Raw genomic sequence first — 19,773 nt, forward strand, 5'->3', positions numbered from 1 at the left:
AATTTTTGATACTAGAAAATCGAGGCGATTTTCCTGCTATAAAAGTGAGGCAGAGCCTCTAGATATCAGTTCCCAGGCTCTGCCTGGGAACCAGTTACAGTTAAAATCACTACAGTCAACAGTCAACAGTCAACTGACAACAGTCAACTGACTAATTATTCCGTTTTGAGGGCGCTCACAAACTCCCACTTGCCATCTTTAACAACATTTCCTGACATTGTAGTCAAACTCGTGTCACCGTTAGCGTCAAAACTCCAAGTGCCGAGTACCCCGTTAAAATCCTTAGTTGCCAAGACAGCATCGCGGATCGCAGCCCGGTCATTTTTGCAGACTTTGTTAATTGCGCCGATCGCCACTTTAGCAGCTTCATAGGCGTAAGCTGCATAAGCTTCCGGTTCAGCATTATATTTTGCCTTGTAACTTTCGTACCACTTAGCGCCCTCACCAGTCAATTCTTTAGGAGGCAAGCCGCCAAAAGTAGCATAAACACCCTCGGCATCTTTGCCTCCGGCATCAATTAAAGCTTGATCTTTAATGCCGTCGGGCCCCATGAACTTAACTGCATCAGCGGCCATCCCGACATTTCTCATGTCTTTAATTATTTGTCCGGCATTGCTCTGAGTAGTGCCGCCGAAGTAAATCATGTCTGGATTTAAAGCTTTGATTTTATTCATTAACGCCTTGTAGTCGCTAGCTTTAATATCAATTCCCTCCCGGCCCAGGACTTGAATTCCCAACTTTTTAGCAGTTGCTTCAAAAACGTCAGCGATGCCTTTGCCGTAAAGTTCTTGGTCGTCGAGAATGAAGACTTTTTGCACTCCTAAAGATTTTGCCCAGTTTCCCGCAACAGCCCCTTGAAGGTCATCAGCAGGGACAACGCGGGTGAAATTGCGAGTACCTGCAGGATAATAAACGTTGGGTTCTTTGGGTTCGCCTTTTCCTGGTTTAGTCAGTCCCGGATAGGTGTTTGCCGGACTGATCATCACGACGTTAGCTTGGTTGAGCACGGGAATGGAAAGTTTAGCAGCACCGGAGTTGTAGTGACCGATAGCGGCAACTACCGAACCGTCAGCAACGGCTTTGTTCGAGTTGGAGGTTACTTGGGCCGGGTCCCATTTGCCGGCGGCGGCGGTGGCGTCATCGAGCACTTCGTATTCGATTTTGATTTTGCCGTCGCAAGCTTTGGAGTCAGTTTCGGCTAGTGCTTGTTTGATGCCGTTGACCATTGTTTGAGATTGACCCAAGGCGCTGCCTGTCATGGGGAGCATGGAGACAATTTTGACAGTATTTGGGTCTTTGGGGGCGTTGACGGCGACGGGAGAGGCTGCTGGAGTCGCTCCGGGAGTTGTGGCGTTTGGTGCTTGAGGATTTTGGCAGCTAGCGCACAGAGAGGCTATGCCGGCGGCGAGGAGTATTGTCCGCAATCGGGCCGCGCCCGGATTCTGGGTTGAGTTGGTTGTTGAGGGTGTGGCACTTTTGCCCCCTGATTTCTGGGAAAAGGTCATAGGTTGGTTTGTTTGTTGCTTGCGTCTTTGCATATTTTCACTCTGTAAGTCTGTAAGTCAAGAGCTAGCACAAGTTTAAAAAATTTGTGTCAACTCTCAAAGATACACTGCTGCCACAAGAAGGTCGGGAATTGGGTCATATCTGATTCAATTACGTGCTAAGATTTTTGAGTATTTATTGACAATGCTTGAACTGCAACGATAGAAATAGCATCATCACTAAATATTTGACATAATATTACGTCCGCCATCTGCATCCTGTCACTACGTCAATGTCGGCGATCTCCAAAATTTAGATTTTAAAAATGGCTTATTCGCCTTGGTATGCTTGGTATTCTGCGATCGCACTTGGGATTTCCTCAGCGGAGACGTTTGCTTGTTCTGATTTCGAGTAAATCAGGTGTCAAACAACCTGAGTCGGTGATTCAACTTGATAAATCAAACGATAACCACCGCTCTTACCAACTTGGGCATCACTGTTTTTAGCCCGGACTTTGTAAACGGTGTATTGAGTGCCTGCAATCTGGTTTCCGATGAAGTTTCCTTGGATAATCTAATCGAGGACGGGCTGAACATCCGTTTGAATTTGACGATACTTTTTAGCAAGTCCCTTGAGGCGACGTTTGAAGAGTGCCGTGAATTTGAGTTGGACTGGCATATCAGACATTGATGCCGTCCCAGAGTTCCTCGATGGGGAAAGTTTGTCCAGCTTTGGCTTGGTGGAAGGAGGCTTTCAGGTCAACGAGGATTTGGTCGTTGGAATCGGTGTCTGAATCAAAATCTGAGTCAAAGTCTGGGGCGAGATCGGTTTGTGTCCGACTGGTCAAAAATTCCAGGAATGTCAGGGTTTGCTCTAAAATCGATTCAGGAGTTCGATCGATCGCTTGTAGAAGGCGTTGTTTAATCGGCGACATAAGATGACCTCTAAATCTAGCTCCTCCGATCTTATCAATAATTCTATTGCGTGTTTCCTATTGATAACCTGCTCGATCGCCCGCGATGCACGACTTGTCACAACTAACGATGCTCTTTCGTCTTATCTATAAATACCTCACAGGCTTCAACAGGAGGTTCCTAGATGAGAATTTTTGTGGCAGGTGCAACGGGGGCGATCGGTCGTCCGCTGCTCGCCCAATTGCACAGCGCAGGACATGATGTAGTGGCGTTAACCCGCACTCCCGAAAAAGCACGGATTTTAGCTGAACAAGGTGTGGAACCTGCGATCGCAGATGTCTTCGATGCAGATGCTGTCAAAGCTGCTGTCATTCGCGCTCAACCGTCCGTTGTAATCGAACAACTCACCTCTCTGCCTAAAACCTACACCCCTGACTCGATGCAGGCGGCAGCAGCACTGAACGATCGCATCCGTATTGAAGGGGGCGCTAATGTCCTAGCGGCAGCGCAAGCGGCTGGTGTGCGTCGTTACATCAGGCAGTCGATCGCCTTTTGGGCGATTCCCGGTACAGGATTGGCAGACGAAGAAACACCCCTAGCCTTAGATGCTTCGCCCGCAGTTGCAGACGGAACCCGCATCCTGAATGAGATTGAACATCCCTTACTAGGGAACCCCAATCTAGAAGGAATTGTCCTGCGTTACGGCTTCTTCTACGGGCCCGGCACTTGGTACGCAACCGATGGAGACGTTGCCGAACAGGTGCGGCAGCAACAATTCCCGATCGTCGGAAATGGCGATGGGCTATGGTCTTGGGTTCACATTGAGGATGCGGCCTTTGCGACGGTGGCGGCAGTTGATCGGGGAAATCCCGGTATTTACTTAATTGCGGACGATCGACCCTTAGAGGTGCGCCTGTGGCTTTCTGCTTACGCCCAGTGGCTGAATGCTCCACCGCCACCGCAGGTATCAGTTGAGGATGCTCTGCGAATCAGCGGTGCAGATGCTGTCTACTATGGCACCCAGATACGAGGTGTCTCCAATGCCAAGGCAAAACGCGAACTAAATTTTCAGCCTCGATCGTTGGAATGGCTTATTAAAACTACCGTTCCTAGTGCCAACTGAGCATTTAAACTCGATCGAGCTAACACTAGGAGTTGTCTAGAAAGCTTTCTAATCAGGGAGAAAGAAGATGAAACTTGCTCAATATGGAACAACAATCGCGGTCATCCACGCGATCGCAAACGGACTGCATGGTTTAGCGCATCTGAAAATCCCAATTCCCCTCTCTCTGCTTCAGAGTTTGTTTGTGGGTATTGTGATTGTTCTGATTCCCATCATTGCAGCCGTTTTGCTTTGGACGCAGTTCTACCGCATTGGTAGCTGGCTCTTGCTCAGTTCAATAGCAGGATCGTTCCTGTTTGGGTTCTACAATCATTTCATCGCGATTAGTCCAGATCATGTGTCTCAAGTTGCCTTTGAAGGCTGGGGTTTGCTGTTCCAAGTCACAGCCATCCTGATATTAATTGTGGATGGATTAGGATCTGGAATTGGGTTCTGGGCATTGAGAACTATTCAGCAACAAGAGCAGGGGGCTTTATGAGTTCTCTGGATGACTTTAACGACCATCGTCCGTTGCTGTTCTCGATCGCCTACCGAATGCTGGGCACTGTCACAGATGCCGAAGATATGGTACAAGAAACCTTCCTGCGCTGGCAACAGACAGCAAGCGAAACCGTGCGATCGGCAAAGACTTATCTAGCAACTATCATCACGCGCCTCTGTATCGATCATTTGCGATCGGCGCGCGTCCAACGAGAACAATACGTCGGTACCTGGCTACCAGAACCGATGTTAACGCAACAATCCGAAAATTCAACCGATCTAATGGAATTAGCAGACTCGCTCTCGATCGCATTTTTAACTGTAATGGAGCGTTTATCTCCGATCGAACGGGCAGTATTTCTACTCCGCGATGTCTTTGACTACGACTATGACGAAATTGCTCAGATGGTTGGCAAGAGTTCTACTAACTGTCGCCAAATCCTGCGGCGGGCGAAGCAGCATCTTGCCGACCAACGTCCTCGTTTCCCAGTTTCCAGGCCGCAGCAAGAGCAGATTACCGCCCAATTTTTAGATGCCTCCACCAAGGGCGATTTGCAAGAATTGTTGCTATTGCTGGCGAAGGATGTGACGTTTTGTTCAGATGGTGGCGGCAAGGTAGTTGCAGTCCTCAAGCCGATACATGGAGCAGTAAAGGTGGCTCGGATGCTGTTAGCAATTCGTCGCAAATGGCTGCTTAATTCTGTCTCTCACTTAGCCGATATCAACGGACAACCAGGCATTATCCAATATCTGGATGACCGCATTCACAGTGTGATGACTTTTGAGATTGTGGATGGCTGTATTCAGTCTATTTACAGTGTGCGGAATCCAGAAAAGCTAGAGCGGATTTGCCAGGAGATATCTTTAGAGAAGTAACCGAAAACCATCGGTGACTTGCTTCAAGTATGAGCCAACTCATAGAAGTTATTGAGATTTTATTTTACGCTCGAAGCAGATGAACTTAGGGAGGTCTTAAAAAACCAATACTGCTGTTACAAAAAACACATCAACTCAGGAGATTTTGACATGAATAACATAACTTCAAACAATCCATCTGTTGTAACACCACCCGAAGTTACATTGGTTCCTAATAACTCGCTTTTGACAGAAACCCCTGAAGAGGGACGGCAACTGGCAGTCAAAATGGCACGGCTGATTATTAAAATGACTCAGCCTGATGAAGAAAAGCGCAACCAGTTACGAGAGGTTTATGGCAATGATGCCATGATGCTGATTGCAGTTGGTCACGTTGTCGCCATAGAATTTGCCACCGTCGCTGCTGCTAACAACTACTGGCGTAAGTAGGTACAAGTCAGAACTTCAACTTCTCTGATGAGTCGGACTCTGAACCCCTGGTAATGTATTCAATTATTGAGGAATTCACCATGAAAGTTTTGATTCGATTGATAGTTGGTTTTTTTGTCTTCCTTGTAGATGTCGTCTACGGAAATCGTTCTTACCCTCGGTTTTATATGCTGGAAACGATCGCCCGCGTGCCTTACTTTTCTTATCTATCAGTGCTGCATCTGTACGAGACTCTGGGCTACTGGCGCAAAGCTGACTTGTTGAAAGTTCACTTCGCTGAAAGCTGGAACGAATTACATCATCTCTTGATTATGGAATCACTGGGGGGCGATCGCCTCTGGATCGATCGCTTCATCGCCCAACACGTTGCATTCGCTTACTACTGGGTAGTCGTCGCGATTTATATGCTGTTTCCCTCTTACGCCTACTACCTGATGGAACTGATTGAAGGTCACGCCTATCACACCTATGACGAATACTTGAAAACCTTTGAAGCCCAACTGAAAGCTCAACCTGCGCCCGATGTGGCAATCAATTTCTATCGCGATGGCGATCTTTATATGTTTGATGAAGTTCAGACTGCACTCAGTCAGGAATTTCGCCGTCCCAAGGTGGATAATCTATACGACGTGTTCGTGAACATTCGTGATGACGAAGACGAACACGTCAGAACGATGATAGCACTCCAGAAACCCGAAGCGCGTCTCAGCTTCAAAAGTCCCCATACAGTTATTGAAGTGATGCCTGTCAACGCAGATCAAACTGGTTGATTGTAAGGGGGATTAGACCAAATCCGGTTTAAATACCCCTTTCTTTATTTCTTAGTCTGCGGAGGCAGACTTCGTTTGACAAGAAGCGGTTGAAACCGCCGAATCATCTTTTAAGAACCATGAAAACACTTTTAAGAACCATGAAAAAACTACTGAAAAAATCCGCATTACTGCTTGCTCTACCAATCTGTGTCTTAGCTAATTTTTCCTTACCTGCATCTGCTGATTCTACGGCTGACCTCATCCTCAGTATGAAATGCCAGGGTGGTTATAACATCAATCTTTGGAAAAAGAAGGCTTCAGGTGAACTGCTCTATCGCTCGATTAGTTCCAAGGGTAATTTAAGTTTGGGCGGAGGTACTAGCAAAGCGACAGAAGGCGTTCGAGTCTATAAGTTTCGGAAGGGTAATTATGAATATTGGGTGTGGGATGGCACGTTGGACAGTAAGCAGTCGGGAACTTTAGAAGTGTATAAAAACAACCGTATCTTGATGCAGAAATCTTGTAGGAAAAGTTGAATTCTCTAGCCTGACTAAATTAATCGATTACATACAACAAAGCAGGAGAATGTTATGACGAACTATGACTACATTGTGATTGGTGCAGGTTCGGCTGGCTGCGTTGTCGCCAACCGTTTGACAGAAGACAGTGAAACAACTGTGTTGTTGCTCGAAGCTGGCAACCCGGATACTAAACCGGAGATTCAAATCCCGGCGGAATGCTTCAACTTACTAGGCTCCGAGGTAGACTGGGCATACTTCACAGAACCCGAACCTTACCTCAATAATCGCAAAATCTTTCACCCCCGAGGGAAAGTCTTGGGCGGGAGTAGTTCGATTAATTTCATGCTTTATGTCCGAGGTAATCCTCATGATTACGATCGCTGGCAAGAATTGGGTAATCCCGGTTGGAGTTACCAAGATATATTGCCATATTTCAAGAAATCTGAGAACCAGCAACGAGGTGCTTCCGAATACCACGGTGTTGATGGCGAGTTGAGTGTTACGGATCTAATTTCCCCGGCACCGATATCTCAAAGATTTGTAGAAGTATCTGTAGCAATGGGATATCACAACAATCCTGATTTCAATGGGATGCACCAAGAAGGCGCAGGACTCTATCAGATGACGATTAAAGATGGAAAACGGCACAGTACCGCTGCTGCATTCCTGGTGCCAATTCTCGATCGTCCCAATTTGACAACAACGACAGCAGCGTTGGTGACTCGATTGTTGTTTGAGGGAACCCGCACCGTTGGGGTGGAATATATGCACGAGGGAACACTGCACCAAGTTAGGGTTAACCGGGAAGTAATTTTAAGTGCTGGCGCGTTCGATTCGCCTAAGCTGCTGATGCTTTCGGGCATTGGTAATCAAGAATACCTGGAATCATTAGGTATTTCTGTAGTAGTCGATTTGCCTGGTGTCGGTCAAAACCTCCAAGATCATCCTCTCATTCCTGTGGTACACCTGGCAACTCAGGATTTACACCCTGCAATCACCAGTAGTATCGTTGAAGCCGGATTGTTTTTACATACCGAGGGTAATCTGGATGCTGCGCCTGATTTACAGTTGATCTTCAGCCCTGTGGTGTTGACATTCCCTCCTAGTTCTGATTCCGGATTCACTGGTTTAGTATGTTTGATTCATCCTGAGAGTATTGGTAGTGTATCTTTACGATCGCCCGATCCGAAAGATGCACCAATCATTCGGATGAACTATCTCCAAAGTGAATCTGATGTGCAAAAAGTCATTGCAGGAATTAAATTATTCCGCAAATTATTTCAGACAAGTGCCTTTGATGAGTTTCGAGGTGAGGAAGTAGCTCCCGGTGCCGGTGTTAACAGCGATGAAGCCCTCGAAGCGTACATCCGGGAAACGTGCAGTACGGTGTTTCATCCTGTCGGCACCTGCAAAATGGGAACTGACTCAATGGCGGTTGTAGACCCCGAATTACGGGTACGTGGAGTTGAGGGATTGCGTGTGGTAGATGCGTCAATCATGCCAACAATTACTACAGGAAATACGAATGGGCCAATAATTGCGATCGGCGAAAAAGCAGCCGATTTAATTAAAGCCACAGCTTGCGTTTCACAGCAAGTACGTTTAGCAATGGAAAATTAACAGGGAGTGCGATCGATTAAATAGCCTTGACTATTTTTTTGCAATTATGAGCTAGCTCATAGCAGTTGTTGATAAAAACTGTCAGAATAAAGGTAGTTCAAGGTTAGGAGGAGAGCGATATGACTCTCACAAAAGCAAACATAACCGCATTAAAAGTAGAAACTCTCGCCAAACTCTATTTGGAAAGTAAGCCAGCCGAAATTTCAGATCAAACCATCGCCCAACTCTGTGATTGGCTAATGGGTGAGTTCCAGCAATTGCCTTTAAATCTACAATTTTCAGATTATATGCGTTACGAAAACGCAGAAGAAATGTTTGCAGATATCAAACAAGGGCAACTTTGGGTATCTGCTGAAAGTTACGATTCTTCGGTTTATCCCAATCCCATTTACGGGTTTATTTTTCAGGGAATGCACGATTACGACCACTACTTGACGGATACTGAATTCAGTTTGGAAGGGGAAATCGTGGCTTACAAATTCACTGCAAAACGTGCGCCGAGTTTAGACATCCAAAAGATTCTCTATTCCGAAATTGTGCTGCGCTCGGCTGCCTATCTTTATTTAGGATATGCGGCTACTCCTAAAATAGTTTTCCCCTAATTAATTATATAGATACAAGATAATGCACGAATGTCCTTGTTGTTCGGAGCCATTGTTACGGCACATTCACAAACAAAAGATTTGCTGGTTTTGTCCCAAATGTCGGGTAATGATGCCAGCTATTTCCGAAGTAAAAGTTACTTCAAATATTAGCATCAGAATGTCAATCAGACCTGGGATGTTAAAATTAAAAGACGTTAGCTACAAGATTGGAGGTTAGCTCGCGGATGGTTGAGTTGCAATCAGATTTAGAATATGTTGTTACCGATCGCCTAAAAGTCTCTCTAGATGCGATCGCCCAAAAACCAAAAATGCGCGATCGCCTCATTGCAACAGTTCCCAAAAATCAACTAGACTGCGAAATTAAATCCGAATCCTTTTTTTCTTTTGAGCGATCGACACTAAAATCTTCATAGTACGATCGCTCAGTATTCACATCCCACAAATCGTGCTTTTCCCCCAGAATATTTCTCACAGCCAGGATTCCCGTCAGCATGGAATGGTCTTGGTTGTTGTATCGGTGCATACCGTTTCGCCCGATCGTCTGCAAATTCTCAAATCCCTTCAAAAAACCTTCAAGTACCTGCAAGTGTCCTCGATATTCCCCATCATAAACTGGATAAGCTTTAAGTTGCCGTATGACAACTCCATCTTCAACCTCAGCAGTTGTTGCTAAACCCAAACCAACCAACTCGCGAGTTGCTAATTCCACAAGTTCAGCGTCCGACATTTCCCAAATATCGTCGCCTACGCTACAGAAATATTCCATTCCCAAACAACTTTTGCTGACATCGGGAACTAACGCGGCGCTCCAATTCTTAAAGTTTTGAATTCGTCCCACTTTGACTTCGGGAGAGTGAATGTAAATCCAGTTGTCAGGAAACAAATCCTTGCGATCGACAATCAGCGCTACAATCAAAAAATCTCGATATTTGAGCGATCGCGCGGCGTGCAATACCTCTTCGGGGGGCTGCGGTTTCATTCTTGCTACCAGCGCCGATATCGGCATACTCGTAATGAAATTATCAGCAGAATATTGAACTAATTCTCCGTTATGATCCGCAGTAATACTTTTAATCTTATTACCTTCACGCTCAAAGCTAATCACTTTAGTATCGAGATAAACTTTGCCGTCTTTATTCTCCACAGCTTCCGCGAACTTTTCCCACATCATCCCCGGGCCCAAAGCTGGATAATCAAACTCTTTGATTAATGTTTTAGTGTCGTTGCTGCCAAACAAAGCATTAATAATTGCAGTAGTAAGCGACAATCCTTTAATCCGCTGCGCCGCCCAATCTGCTTGGATTTCCGAACAAGGAATGCCCCAAACTTTTTCAGTGTAAGTCTTAAAAAATGTTTTATACAAGCGTTCGCCAAAACGATTGATCACCCACTGTTCAAAAGTTTTTTCTTCCGGCAGCGGCCAAATTCTAACTTTTACATAACTCAAAATAATTAGCGTACTCTCAATGATGCCCAAATTAAACAGAGTATTGAAGGCACTGATCGGATAGTTAAAAAATTTCCCTCGATAAAAAATTCGCGACAATCGCGGCACTTTAATAAACTCATTTCCCAGTACCTCTTGCCACAAATGCTGCACAGCTTCAACTTTAGTATAAAAGCGGTGGCCGCCAATGTCGAAACGATAGCCTTTGTAGGTTTCTGTGCGAGCTATTCCCCCAACTTTATCGCCTTTTTCCAGTACAACAGGGATGATGCCCTGCTTGACTAACTCGTAGGCTGCAGTCAAACCCGCAGGGCCTGCACCGACGATCGCAACCGGATAATGTTTCACTCAGCCTACCTCCAGCTTTTTTATCGAACTATACCATTATTTATAACTTCTAAAATAGATAGATGCACCCGTGAATACCCCGATCAACTATCGATCGATCTGATGTTGAAGCGCAATTGGCATTGATTGATTCAGCGGTACCGGCAAGCTAACCTTGGCAGTCAAGGGCTTTTTTTGGGACAAATGGCGAGCCGTGCCGATCGCAAATGCCAGTCCGCTGTAAAAATAGAAAAGCCAGTGCCAAGGAATTGTTTTCAGAGCAAATATGAGACCGTGTTTTTGCTGAAAAAATTGATAAAGCGGTGCATTAATTGCTACCAGTGGCACAGCTACAAACGGCACAGCTAGCAAGCAGTTCAGCGACCAACAGGTTCCCAAAACCAGAAGCAGCATTACATAAGTTAAAATCACGCTGAGCCGGTTCGACACTTGCAAGTTGAGGTCGTTATTTAATTGGCGATCGCGCCAAATAAGTTCCGTCCAAGGCAGCGCTCGGTAAAAAAAGTCAGCTTTCACCATCCCCATCGCCTCCCAGCGCTTTAAGTGCTTCACCTGCAATGTTTTGCACAGCCGAATTTGATGACCGGCTTGTTTCAAACGGTAGCCGAATTCAATATCCTCGATCGAAGCTTGGCGGTAATTCTCATTAAAGCCACCCATCTGCAAAAAAATTTCCCGGCGAATCACTCCGCAAGCTCCCCAAAAAGTCGAAGCTTCTTCGTTACCGGTTTGGTGCACGTAGTGGTGCAGCAAGTTCCTGTACTGCGACAGAAAATCTGGATCTCCAGGAGCGTCGTCGTAGGAGCCGATGAAAGCAGTCAAGTGGGGATTATTTTGGAACACCGATATCGCATAACCCACCGCTTCAGGACAAACAGCCACATCAGCATCCACAAAAAACAGAATATCTCCCTTCGCAGCTTGCGCTCCCAAATTTCTCGCTCGGGCTGGGCCGCCGCATTCAGGAATTCTAATTAATTTTGCCCCAAATTCCTTTGCAAGTCGCCAAGAACCGTCGCTTTCGCCATCTGCTACTACAATAATCTCGATCGGTCTGGGCACAGCTTGAGCCAGTTTTGACAAACAGGTGCGGAAGTAAGAACCCCCGTTGTGGACTGGGATAATCACGGATACAGTCGGGTCAGCGGTAGAAATCATCACCTAAATAACTTAAATTACACGGGCCAAAATTTGCTTGAATTTAAATGGTGTTTTTTCATGAAGAGTAAAATTAACTCTACTTTTTGTTTATAACTCGATTTCTGTTTCTATTCAACTAAATTTTTGCTGGCATGGCAATAATCTGCATTTTTCCCCCTTCCTGCCTGCTATTCTAGGCTTGATCTTCCTTAAACTCACCTGATGCAGACAACAGCTTTACGAAATCTTTAAATATGTCATTGTTTTTGTAAACTTGAGAAAAAGCCCCACCAGCCATTGTATCTGACACTGTTCCACCACAAGACTTGGATTTTACAAATATGTATCAAGTATCAAATATAACATTAAGTAAGTATACTGAAAAAAGTCAGCAGAAGCGTCGATTTTAGATACTTCGACTTCGCCCTACAAGGTTGAGATTTACTTGCAACGTCGGTGAATCACCGAAGCTTGAACTTTCTTCTAAAATTTGGGGCTCTCCCCGACAGGAGTACGCGGCACCCTGCCAGTTTTGGAGCTGACTCAGGAATTGACTAATACAATTTATTGTGCAGAGCTCATTCGTGAGGGACTCTTGCACTAAGTCTGTATCCACCGCTGTGACAATGCACATTTTAGGAACTATGGCAATATACTTAAAACATACATTTGAATTTTTTTGACGGTGTACGATCGACCTTTGGTGATTTGCTAACATACCATTAGCTCACTTTCTTTGAACCCAAATTTTCACCTACACAAATTTTATCCTGCATGAACACCTTCCAAAACAATTTAAAACCACCATTAGTTTCAGTCATCATACCAGCTTACAACGCCGAAAAATTTATTGCTAAAACACTAGAATCTGTCTTATCTCAAACCTATCAAAACATAGAAATTTTATTAGTAGACGACGGCTCAACAGATACAACAGCCGAAATCGTCAATTTTTTTGCCCAAAAAGATAGCCGAATCATCTTATTACAGCAGTCCAATGCCGGAGTCGCCGCCGCTCGCAACCTAGCAATAGAAAAATCCCACGGCGAATACATTGCACCCATCGATGCCGACGATATTTGGTATCCGCAAAACCTAGAAAAACAAATAGAATGCTTAACAAAATCAGAACCCACTGTCGGAGTTGTCTATTCCTGGTCAGTTGACATCAACGAACAGGACTTACTCACAGGCGGATTTTACAACTCCACCATCGCCGGAGAAGTTTACCAAGCATTAGTTTATAAATATTTTATCGGCAATGCCAGCTCATCCCTAATCCGCCGCGCTTGCTTTGAAAAAATCGGCGGTTACAACTGCAAATTAAAAGCAGAAAATGCTCAAGGCTGCGAAGACTGGGAACTGCACCTCCGCATAGCCGAACATTATCAATTTATAGTAGTGCCAGAATATTTAGTTGGCTACCGCCAGATTGCAAGCAGTATGTCTTGCAACTATGCAGCAATGGCAAAAGGTCATTCTTTAATTATGGCAAATGTCCGGCAGCAACATCCCGAAATTCCTAGCAACATTTATCGCTGGTCTAGCAGTAATTTCTACATTTATTTAGCAGTAAAAAGCAACCGCAGCGGCAATCATCGCAGTACATTATTTTGGCTGGCTCAAGCTTTTAAAGAAGATTTATTTATGTCACTATTGCGTCACAATCTGTACTTGCTGTCAATAACTAGCCTTTTAAAAATTATAGTTTCACCGCCCACTGAATCGGGCTTAAAATTAAAACCAACATCAGAATCGATTGAAGATACGACACTTGCGACGATTGAGACGCGGACGAAAGTTCACAGAATGCTGCCGTCACAGGTGTATGAAAGAATGCGGTTTAATAGTTTAGCAAATCTAAAATTTAAATCTACCCAACATTAAAAAACCCGGTTTCTTGATAAAACCGGGTTTTTGAGGAAGCTAGAGGGCGTTTAATTCTGCCTGGTTACGGGATAGAGAATCAGGAAAGAGGGTTAAATAAAAAATATAAATTTTCTTTCCCTTCTTCCTTCTTCCTTCTTCCTTCTTCCTTCTTCCTTCTTCTGTCTAAGCGTGAGAAGCTGTAGCAGTTTTAGCTTTTGGCTGCTGACCGTCTGACGAAAGCGATTCCCCTTCAATAAACGATCGCAACATCCAAGCCATTTGTTCGTGCTGTTCCATCAAACCAGTCAAAAAGTCTGCGGTTCCGTCATCCTTAAACACTTCACCACACTGTTCGACGTGTTTGCGGAGATTGCGAATAACCAATTCGTGATCGTCAACCAAACGCGATACCATCTCACTTGCTAAAGGCAAATCGCCGACGTGTTCCTTAATCGAACCATACTTGAGAAAACCCTCAGCAGTACCAATTGGGTAGCCGCCTAAAGCTCTAACCCGTTCGGCCATAGCATCAATATTCTCAGTCAATACCTGGTAGTGTTCTTCCCACAACTGGTGGAGCGATCGAAACTGCGGGCCAACTACATCCCAGTGATACTTTTTAGTTTTGATTAACAGCAGATAAGCGTCAGACAGGTCGTGATTCAAAAGTTCGATAACACCTGCACGTTGCTCGTCAGATAGACCTATATTTAACTTACGCATTGAAATTATTTCCTCAATTCTTCTAACTAAACATTTATTAAAACAAATTTTGCCAGCCGCTGACATCAACCCAAAGGACGATCGCACTTTTAGTCAAATATCTGCATTTCAGGTTAAAGTAATCGCAATATAGATACCTTTAGATAGATGTCATGCAGCTTTTTGTTCCTGGCCGCCTTTGTCTGTTTGGCGAACACACCGATTGGGCAGCCGCTTATCGGCCCCTCAATTCCGCTATAGCAAAAGGCTGCACTCTGATAGCCAGTACAAATCAAGGAATTTATGCTGAAGTTAAGCCGCATCCCACACACTTGATTTTGCGGGCTGCTTTAAATGACGGCACCAAAATAGAAGCTGCACTCCCGATGGAAAAAAATTGTCTGCTTGCTGAAGCACAAACAGGAACTTTTTTCAGTTATGCAGCCGGTGTGGCGGCTCAATTTCTCACCTACTACCGCGTGGGAGGAGTAGAGATTGACAATTATTTAACAGATTTACCAATTCAGAAAGGCCTGTCTTCCAGCGCCGCAATTTGCGTATTAGTAGCCCGCGCTTTCAACCGCTTATACGATTTGAAAATGAACGTGCGCGGTGAAATGGAAATGGCTTATTTAGGCGAGACTGCAACACCTTCGCGCTGCGGCCGCATGGATCAGGGTTGTGCCTATGGAAATCGCCCGATTATGATGATTTTTGACGGTTCTCAGATGGATGTTGTTGAGCTCAAAGTTACCAAAGATTTGTTTTTTGTGATCGTAGATTTGGGCGCTAGCAAAAACACTCAAGAAATCCTGGCAAGTCTCAATCTGGCTTACCCCTTTGCTGCGAATGAAGTAGCAGCAAACGTGCAGCAATATCTCGGTGCCATTAGTTCGAGAATTACGCAGGATGCAGCCGCAGCTTTACAGCAGGGAGATGCGGTTAAACTCGGCGAGTTGATGAAAGTTGCCCAGAGGGAATTTGACAAGTATTTAATCCCCGCTTGTCCGGGGCAGTTAACTGCTTCTGTTTTGCACGAACTTTTGAACTATCCACCAATTCAGCCTTATATTTTGGGTGGGAAGGGAGTAGGTTCTCAAGGAGACGGCACGGCGCAGTTTATAGTTAAAGATGCAGAAAGTCAACAGGAGGTTATGGAGATTATTGCACGCAATTTTCCTCAGATGAATTGTGTGAAACTGAAAATCAGTTGAAAAAAAATACGAATTTAAGGAAGCTTCAAATTCTTCAATCTAAAATCCTATGACAATCCGTTCTCAGTACAGAGTCCGCAAAGCGGTGATTCCGGCCGCCGGTTTTGGCACTCGGATGTTTCCGGCTACTAAGGCTGTGAAGAAAGAGTTATTTCCAATTATCGATCGCGACGGCCGCGCCAAACCGATAATTTTGGCAATTGTGGAAGAAGCTTTGAGCGCCGGAATCGAAGAAGTTGGTATAGTTGTGCAAAAGGGCGATCGCGCTTTTTTTGAAGATTTCTTTAAAGCCCCTCCGTCTCCCCAACTTTTCCAAAAACTGTCTGTGCAAAACCAAGATTATAGTCAATATTTACAAAATGTAGGACAGAAAGTTACAATTCTTATTCAAGATGTTCAGGAAGGATTCGGCCACGCGGTATTTTGTGCTAGAGAATGGACGAACAGGGAGCCATTTTTGCTGCTGTTGGGCGACCACATTTACTTGTCGGACACTGCAAACTCTTGCGCGCGCCAGCTATTGGATATTTACTCGCAAGTGCAGCAAAGCGTAATTGGTTTGAGGGTGACACAGGCTGAGGTAATTCATCACTACGGCTGTGCGGCGGGTGTTTGGCGGGAACAAGATGCTATTTTGTCTGTGACGCAAGTTTACGAAAAGCCGGATATCGAGTATGCGCGGCAGCATTTAAGCGTAGAAGGCATGGGGGATGATTTATTTTTATCGATGTTTGGGATGTATGTGCTCAATCCTCAAATATTTGATTATTTGGCGGAACATATTAGTGCCAATTTTCGAGAAAGAGGCGAATTTCAGTTAACATCCTGTTTGGAGAAATTGCGGGAGTTCGAGGGAATGGCTGGTTATGTGGTGCAAGGGCGGTGTTTTGACACGGGATTGCCGGAGGTTTACCGGCAGACGCTGATTGATTTTGCCATATCTGGTGGGGCGATCGGCTAACGGGCCTTAAAATTAGACTTGCATTACCTCCCCAAACTCGCTCCTATACAAATGATCTGTGTTTATGCGCGTCAATTTGCCTTAAATCTGCGGTTGATAGCCATCCATTCATTCCCCAATCCCAAATCGCCATACCCCAATCCCAAATCGAAATACCTGCCGCTGCATCGCAGCCTCATCAGCTAAAAGCCCATTGATTCCGTTGTAGGCTGCCCCAAAATCACCTCAATTGTAACGAAGTATTACAAGATGACGCTAAAACTGCATAGAGGGTTGACAGCAAAGAATTAAGTGGCTAATCTAATATACATACCCGGGTAAGTTCAATTCACTGATATGCAAGAAAAGCAAAAAGTTACGCTGTATCTTCCACCTGAACTGCATCGCCAGCTCAAAATCAAAGCCGCAGTCGAAACAGAACCGATGTCATCAATTGCAGAAAGGGCAATTGTCTTTTACCTAGGAAACCCCGAAGTGGTTGACGAAGTAGAAGCCTCCTACGGACAAACCCACCGGGTGTACACTTGTCCAGAATGCACGGGTTCTGTAGTAATGCGAGATGGAGAACTGGCATCAGTAACAAGTCAGCCGAGCGTATTGGCTGAGCAAGATCTTCCAGTAAAGCAGGTGTCAGGCGTCGGTGCCAGCACAGCCAGACCGGGAGAGGAAGAATTGGTTCCCTGCTAAGAATGCCTTGCTTCCCCAAAAGCTAGAACTTATAATTTACTGAAATTTTTCACTAAAATTTTTCTAATTCGGCTAAAGGCAGCATTGAGATTCAGCACAGATAGCACCGTCTCTAGTGGGTCGAGGACTATGCAAGAAGAGATCAGTATCCTAATCCAAGCTCAATATCCTCTGATCTACCTCGTGACATCCGAGGAAGAGCGGTGTGAGCAAGCAATTTCAACAATAGCTCAAGCCAAGCCACAGCGACGAGTATTCGTCTGGACTGTAACCCAAGGCATGATAGAGCGCACGGATCACGGTCAACCTCGGAACACTCAGCAAAGCACCCTCTCGCCACAGGCAGCCCTTGAGTGGGTTATCAGGCAGCGGGAACCAAGCAACAACCCCAGTGGAATCTATATATTCAAAGACCTTCATCCTTTTAAAGATGATGCAACTGTAACAAGGTTATTGCGGGATGCGATCGCCAACTTCAAAGGAACGCAAAAGACAATCATACTAATGTCTCCTTTGCAGCAAATTCCGATCGAGCTAGAAAAGGAAGTAGTGGTATTAGATTTCGCGCTTCCCGACATGAAGGAACTCAACCAAGTGTTGTCCGGTCAGTTGGAGCAAACAAAATCGCGACGCATTACCACAGAAGCGCGAGAAAAACTTTTAAAAGCAGCCTTGGGATTGACTAAGGACGAAGCTGAAAAAGTGTATCGCAAAGCCCACGTTTCGACAGGCCGGTTAACTGAAGAAGAAGTAGACATAGTTCTGTCGGAGAAAAAGCAATTAATTCGGCGCAACGGCATTCTAGAGTTCGTTGAAGAAGATGAAACCCTGGATGCAGTAGGCGGTTTAGAAGAGCTGAAACGGTGGCTCAAGCAGCGTTCCAACGCCTTTACAGAAAGGGCGAGAGAATACGGTCTGCCCCAACCAAAAGGGATGTTAATTCTCGGCGTACCGGGCTGCGGAAAATCGCTGATTGCCAAGACTACATCGCGCCTTTGGGGACTGCCCCTGCTGCGGCTAGATATGGGCCGAGTCTACGACGGCTCGATGGTGGGTAGATCTGAAGCCAACCTCCGCAACGCTCTAAAAACAGCAGAATCCATCTCTCCAGCCATCCTGTTTATCGACGAACTAGACAAAGCCTTTTCCGGAGGCACTGGTTCTGCTGACTCAGACGGAGGCACCTCCAGCCGAATTTTCGGTTCATTCCTCACTTGGATGCAAGAAAAGACTTCCCCAGTCTTCGTAATGGCAACAGCCAACCGCATCGAGCGGTTGCCGGGGGAATTCTTGAGGAAAGGCCGGTTCGACGAACTCTTCTTTGTTGACCTGCCTACCAAAGAAGAACGCCAAGATATATTCAACATTCACCTGTCAAAGCGCCGTCGGGACATCTCTCGCTTCGATTTAGAGCAGCTTTCCAATGTTTCCGAGGGCTTTTCAGGCGCAGAAATTGAGCAAGGGTTAGTAGCAGCCATGTACGAGGCCTTCGCTCAAGATAGAGAGTTTACGCAGTTAGATATCATCGCGGCCATTAAATCCACATTGCCACTGTCTAAAACCATGACCGAACAGGTCAGCGCCCTCCGAGATTGGGCGAGACAGCGCGCACGGCCCGCTGCGTCTTCCGTCGCTGAATATCAGCGAATGGAATTCTAAAAGCTTTCTCCTGGTCCAAACAGGAGCAAAGGCTAGCAACAGCTAGCAGTTCGATTGAAAAGCCGCCCAGCGGCACCGTTAAATCCAGACCGTTGTTGTTTCTCTCTCAGTTTTATTAGGAGGAAATCCAATGTCTCACTTTAGCACTCTGCGTACCAAAATCACCGATGCCGAAATCCTGAAAGCTTCCCTGCGCGACTTGGGCATTTCAGTCAAGTCAGAAGCTGATGTTCGCGGTTATAACGGTCAGCGCGTTCGCTCCGACATCGTAGCGACTCTGGAAGGCGAATATGACCTGGGTTGGTCTCGCAATAGCGATGGTTCCTTTGACTTGATTGCCGACCTCTGGGGCGTGGCCAAAAAGCACAATCAAACTGAGTTAATTAACTCCATCAACCAGAAGTACGCAGTCAACAAGACCTTGGCAGCAGTCAAGCAGCGCGGTTTGCAAAACGCCAACGTCAAGCTGGTAGTGCAAAATTAATCGCCGTGCGCGTTTCTAAGCTTGCGGGTTAACCAAATACGGGTTAACCCGTTTTTTGCGCTTGAGTTTTTAGGCACTGCCCCTACAGCCCACATTCCGCAGATGTGATTATCTTACTGGTAGTTTTCAAAAATCAAAGCCATCAAACTTTTTTTAGTCTAACTCTTTTAACTTTAATTTATATTTTTTATGAAAATTAGTAGACAATATCTCAAGTTGAATCCCGGTTTTTTTCGGTGACAATAACTTGCTCAATTTATTAGGCAATATACTCCAATAAATCCGCAGTTTTTTTGACCGAGAACATTATTGTCTGGGTCGAAATTTATTGGCTCGACAAGTATCTCAATGTGACGGCAAATCTCTCTGATTAAATAATCAGATAATATTGACGACAGACTGTCCCTAAACAAGAGAGAATTTTTCGATGTTCTACCGTTAAATTGCTCACTTGCTT

At 45.4% G+C, this 19,773-nt stretch carries 19 protein-coding genes; 14 read left to right on the top strand and 5 right to left on the bottom strand.

Annotated elements, in window-relative coordinates; translation table 11 throughout:
* Positions 1–155 precede the first annotated feature (155 nt).
* Together QUA01_RS18890 and QUA01_RS18895 are read right to left on the bottom strand one after the other, a co-directional pair.
* A complete protein-coding gene (locus QUA01_RS18890; protein ID WP_333091741.1) occupies positions 156–1,505 on the bottom strand; it encodes a branched-chain amino acid ABC transporter substrate-binding protein in 1,350 nt (449 codons plus the stop codon).
* Between the two features lie 659 nt (positions 1,506–2,164).
* Complete coding sequence (locus QUA01_RS18895; protein WP_333091739.1) at positions 2,165–2,419, bottom strand: hypothetical protein; 255 nt, start codon at positions 2,417–2,419, stop codon at positions 2,165–2,167.
* Positions 2,420–2,583: 164 nt separating this feature from the next.
* Here QUA01_RS18895 and QUA01_RS18900 point away from each other — a divergent pair, with 164 nt between their 5' ends.
* From QUA01_RS18900 to QUA01_RS18935, 8 genes are all read left to right on the top strand, one after another.
* Positions 2,584–3,522 (top strand): NAD-dependent epimerase/dehydratase family protein, encoded by a 939-nt coding sequence (locus tag QUA01_RS18900; protein ID WP_333091738.1) that lies wholly within the window; start codon positions 2,584–2,586, stop codon positions 3,520–3,522.
* 67 nt (positions 3,523–3,589) lie between these two features.
* Positions 3,590–4,000, top strand: coding sequence for a hypothetical protein (locus tag QUA01_RS18905; RefSeq protein ID WP_333091736.1), 411 nt, complete (start codon positions 3,590–3,592; stop codon positions 3,998–4,000).
* Complete coding sequence (locus QUA01_RS18910) at positions 3,997–4,878, top strand: RNA polymerase sigma-70 factor (protein ID WP_333091735.1); 882 nt, start codon at positions 3,997–3,999, stop codon at positions 4,876–4,878. The genes QUA01_RS18905 and QUA01_RS18910 overlap by 4 nt, the downstream gene beginning before the upstream one ends.
* 150 nt (positions 4,879–5,028) lie before the next feature.
* Positions 5,029–5,307: a hexameric tyrosine-coordinated heme protein gene (locus tag QUA01_RS18915; RefSeq protein WP_333091733.1), complete on the top strand. Its 279-nt coding sequence runs from the start codon at positions 5,029–5,031 to the stop codon at positions 5,305–5,307.
* 80 nt (positions 5,308–5,387) lie between these two features.
* Positions 5,388–6,077 carry an alternative oxidase gene (locus tag QUA01_RS18920; protein ID WP_333117360.1) on the top strand — a complete coding sequence of 230 codons (690 nt, stop codon included), beginning with the start codon at positions 5,388–5,390 and terminating at the stop codon, positions 6,075–6,077.
* 119 nt (positions 6,078–6,196) lie between these two features.
* On the top strand, positions 6,197–6,595 hold the full coding sequence (locus tag QUA01_RS18925; RefSeq protein ID WP_333091730.1) for a hypothetical protein: 399 nt from the start codon (positions 6,197–6,199) through the stop codon (positions 6,593–6,595).
* Positions 6,596–6,649: 54 nt separating this feature from the next.
* A complete protein-coding gene (locus QUA01_RS18930) occupies positions 6,650–8,200 on the top strand; it encodes a GMC family oxidoreductase (RefSeq protein WP_333091728.1) in 1,551 nt (516 codons plus the stop codon).
* Positions 8,201–8,319: 119 nt separating this feature from the next.
* Complete coding sequence (locus QUA01_RS18935; protein ID WP_333091726.1) at positions 8,320–8,802, top strand: transposase; 483 nt, start codon at positions 8,320–8,322, stop codon at positions 8,800–8,802.
* Positions 8,803–9,148: 346 nt separating this feature from the next.
* Here QUA01_RS18935 and QUA01_RS18940 read toward each other — a convergent pair whose 3' ends face one another.
* On the bottom strand, positions 9,149–10,600 hold the full coding sequence (locus QUA01_RS18940; protein WP_333091724.1) for an NAD(P)/FAD-dependent oxidoreductase: 1,452 nt from the start codon (positions 10,598–10,600) through the stop codon (positions 9,149–9,151).
* Between the two features lie 87 nt (positions 10,601–10,687).
* Complete coding sequence (locus QUA01_RS18945; RefSeq protein ID WP_333091853.1) at positions 10,688–11,758, bottom strand: glycosyltransferase family 2 protein; 1,071 nt, start codon at positions 11,756–11,758, stop codon at positions 10,688–10,690.
* A 756-nt stretch (positions 11,759–12,514) separates the two neighbouring features.
* Here QUA01_RS18945 and QUA01_RS18950 point away from each other — a divergent pair.
* A complete protein-coding gene (locus tag QUA01_RS18950; protein ID WP_333091723.1) occupies positions 12,515–13,627 on the top strand; it encodes a glycosyltransferase family 2 protein in 1,113 nt (370 codons plus the stop codon).
* A gap of 165 nt (positions 13,628–13,792) precedes the next feature.
* Here the strand turns inward: QUA01_RS18950 and QUA01_RS18955 are convergent, their stop codons facing one another.
* Positions 13,793–14,332 carry a Dps family protein gene (locus QUA01_RS18955; RefSeq protein ID WP_333091722.1) on the bottom strand — a complete coding sequence of 180 codons (540 nt, stop codon included), beginning with the start codon at positions 14,330–14,332 and terminating at the stop codon, positions 13,793–13,795.
* A gap of 152 nt (positions 14,333–14,484) precedes the next feature.
* Here QUA01_RS18955 and QUA01_RS18960 point away from each other — a divergent pair, with 152 nt between their 5' ends.
* The 5 genes from QUA01_RS18960 to QUA01_RS18980 all read left to right on the top strand — a co-directional run bounded on the left by QUA01_RS18960 (position 14,485) and on the right by QUA01_RS18980 (position 19,316).
* Positions 14,485–15,525, top strand: a complete 1,041-nt coding sequence (locus tag QUA01_RS18960; protein WP_333091720.1) for a mevalonate kinase family protein — start codon at positions 14,485–14,487, stop codon at positions 15,523–15,525.
* Positions 15,526–15,574: 49 nt separating this feature from the next.
* Complete coding sequence (locus QUA01_RS18965) at positions 15,575–16,486, top strand: UTP--glucose-1-phosphate uridylyltransferase (protein WP_333091718.1); 912 nt, start codon at positions 15,575–15,577, stop codon at positions 16,484–16,486.
* Positions 16,487–16,822: 336 nt separating this feature from the next.
* The gene (locus QUA01_RS18970) at positions 16,823–17,173 is read left to right on the top strand and encodes a hypothetical protein (RefSeq protein ID WP_194008388.1); all 351 of its coding nucleotides are present in this window, start codon (positions 16,823–16,825) and stop codon (positions 17,171–17,173) included.
* 129 nt (positions 17,174–17,302) lie between these two features.
* A complete protein-coding gene (gene ycf46, locus QUA01_RS18975) occupies positions 17,303–18,832 on the top strand; it encodes a stress-responsive protein Ycf46 (protein ID WP_194008387.1) in 1,530 nt (509 codons plus the stop codon).
* A gap of 130 nt (positions 18,833–18,962) precedes the next feature.
* Positions 18,963–19,316 (top strand): DUF1257 domain-containing protein, encoded by a 354-nt coding sequence (locus tag QUA01_RS18980; protein WP_096832348.1) that lies wholly within the window; start codon positions 18,963–18,965, stop codon positions 19,314–19,316.
* Positions 19,317–19,773: the final 457 nt, after the last annotated feature.

Origin of the sequence: Microcoleus sp. S36a_B3, assembly GCF_036700745.1 — a bacterium.
GTDB lineage: Bacteria > Cyanobacteriota > Cyanobacteriia > Cyanobacteriales > Microcoleaceae > Microcoleus.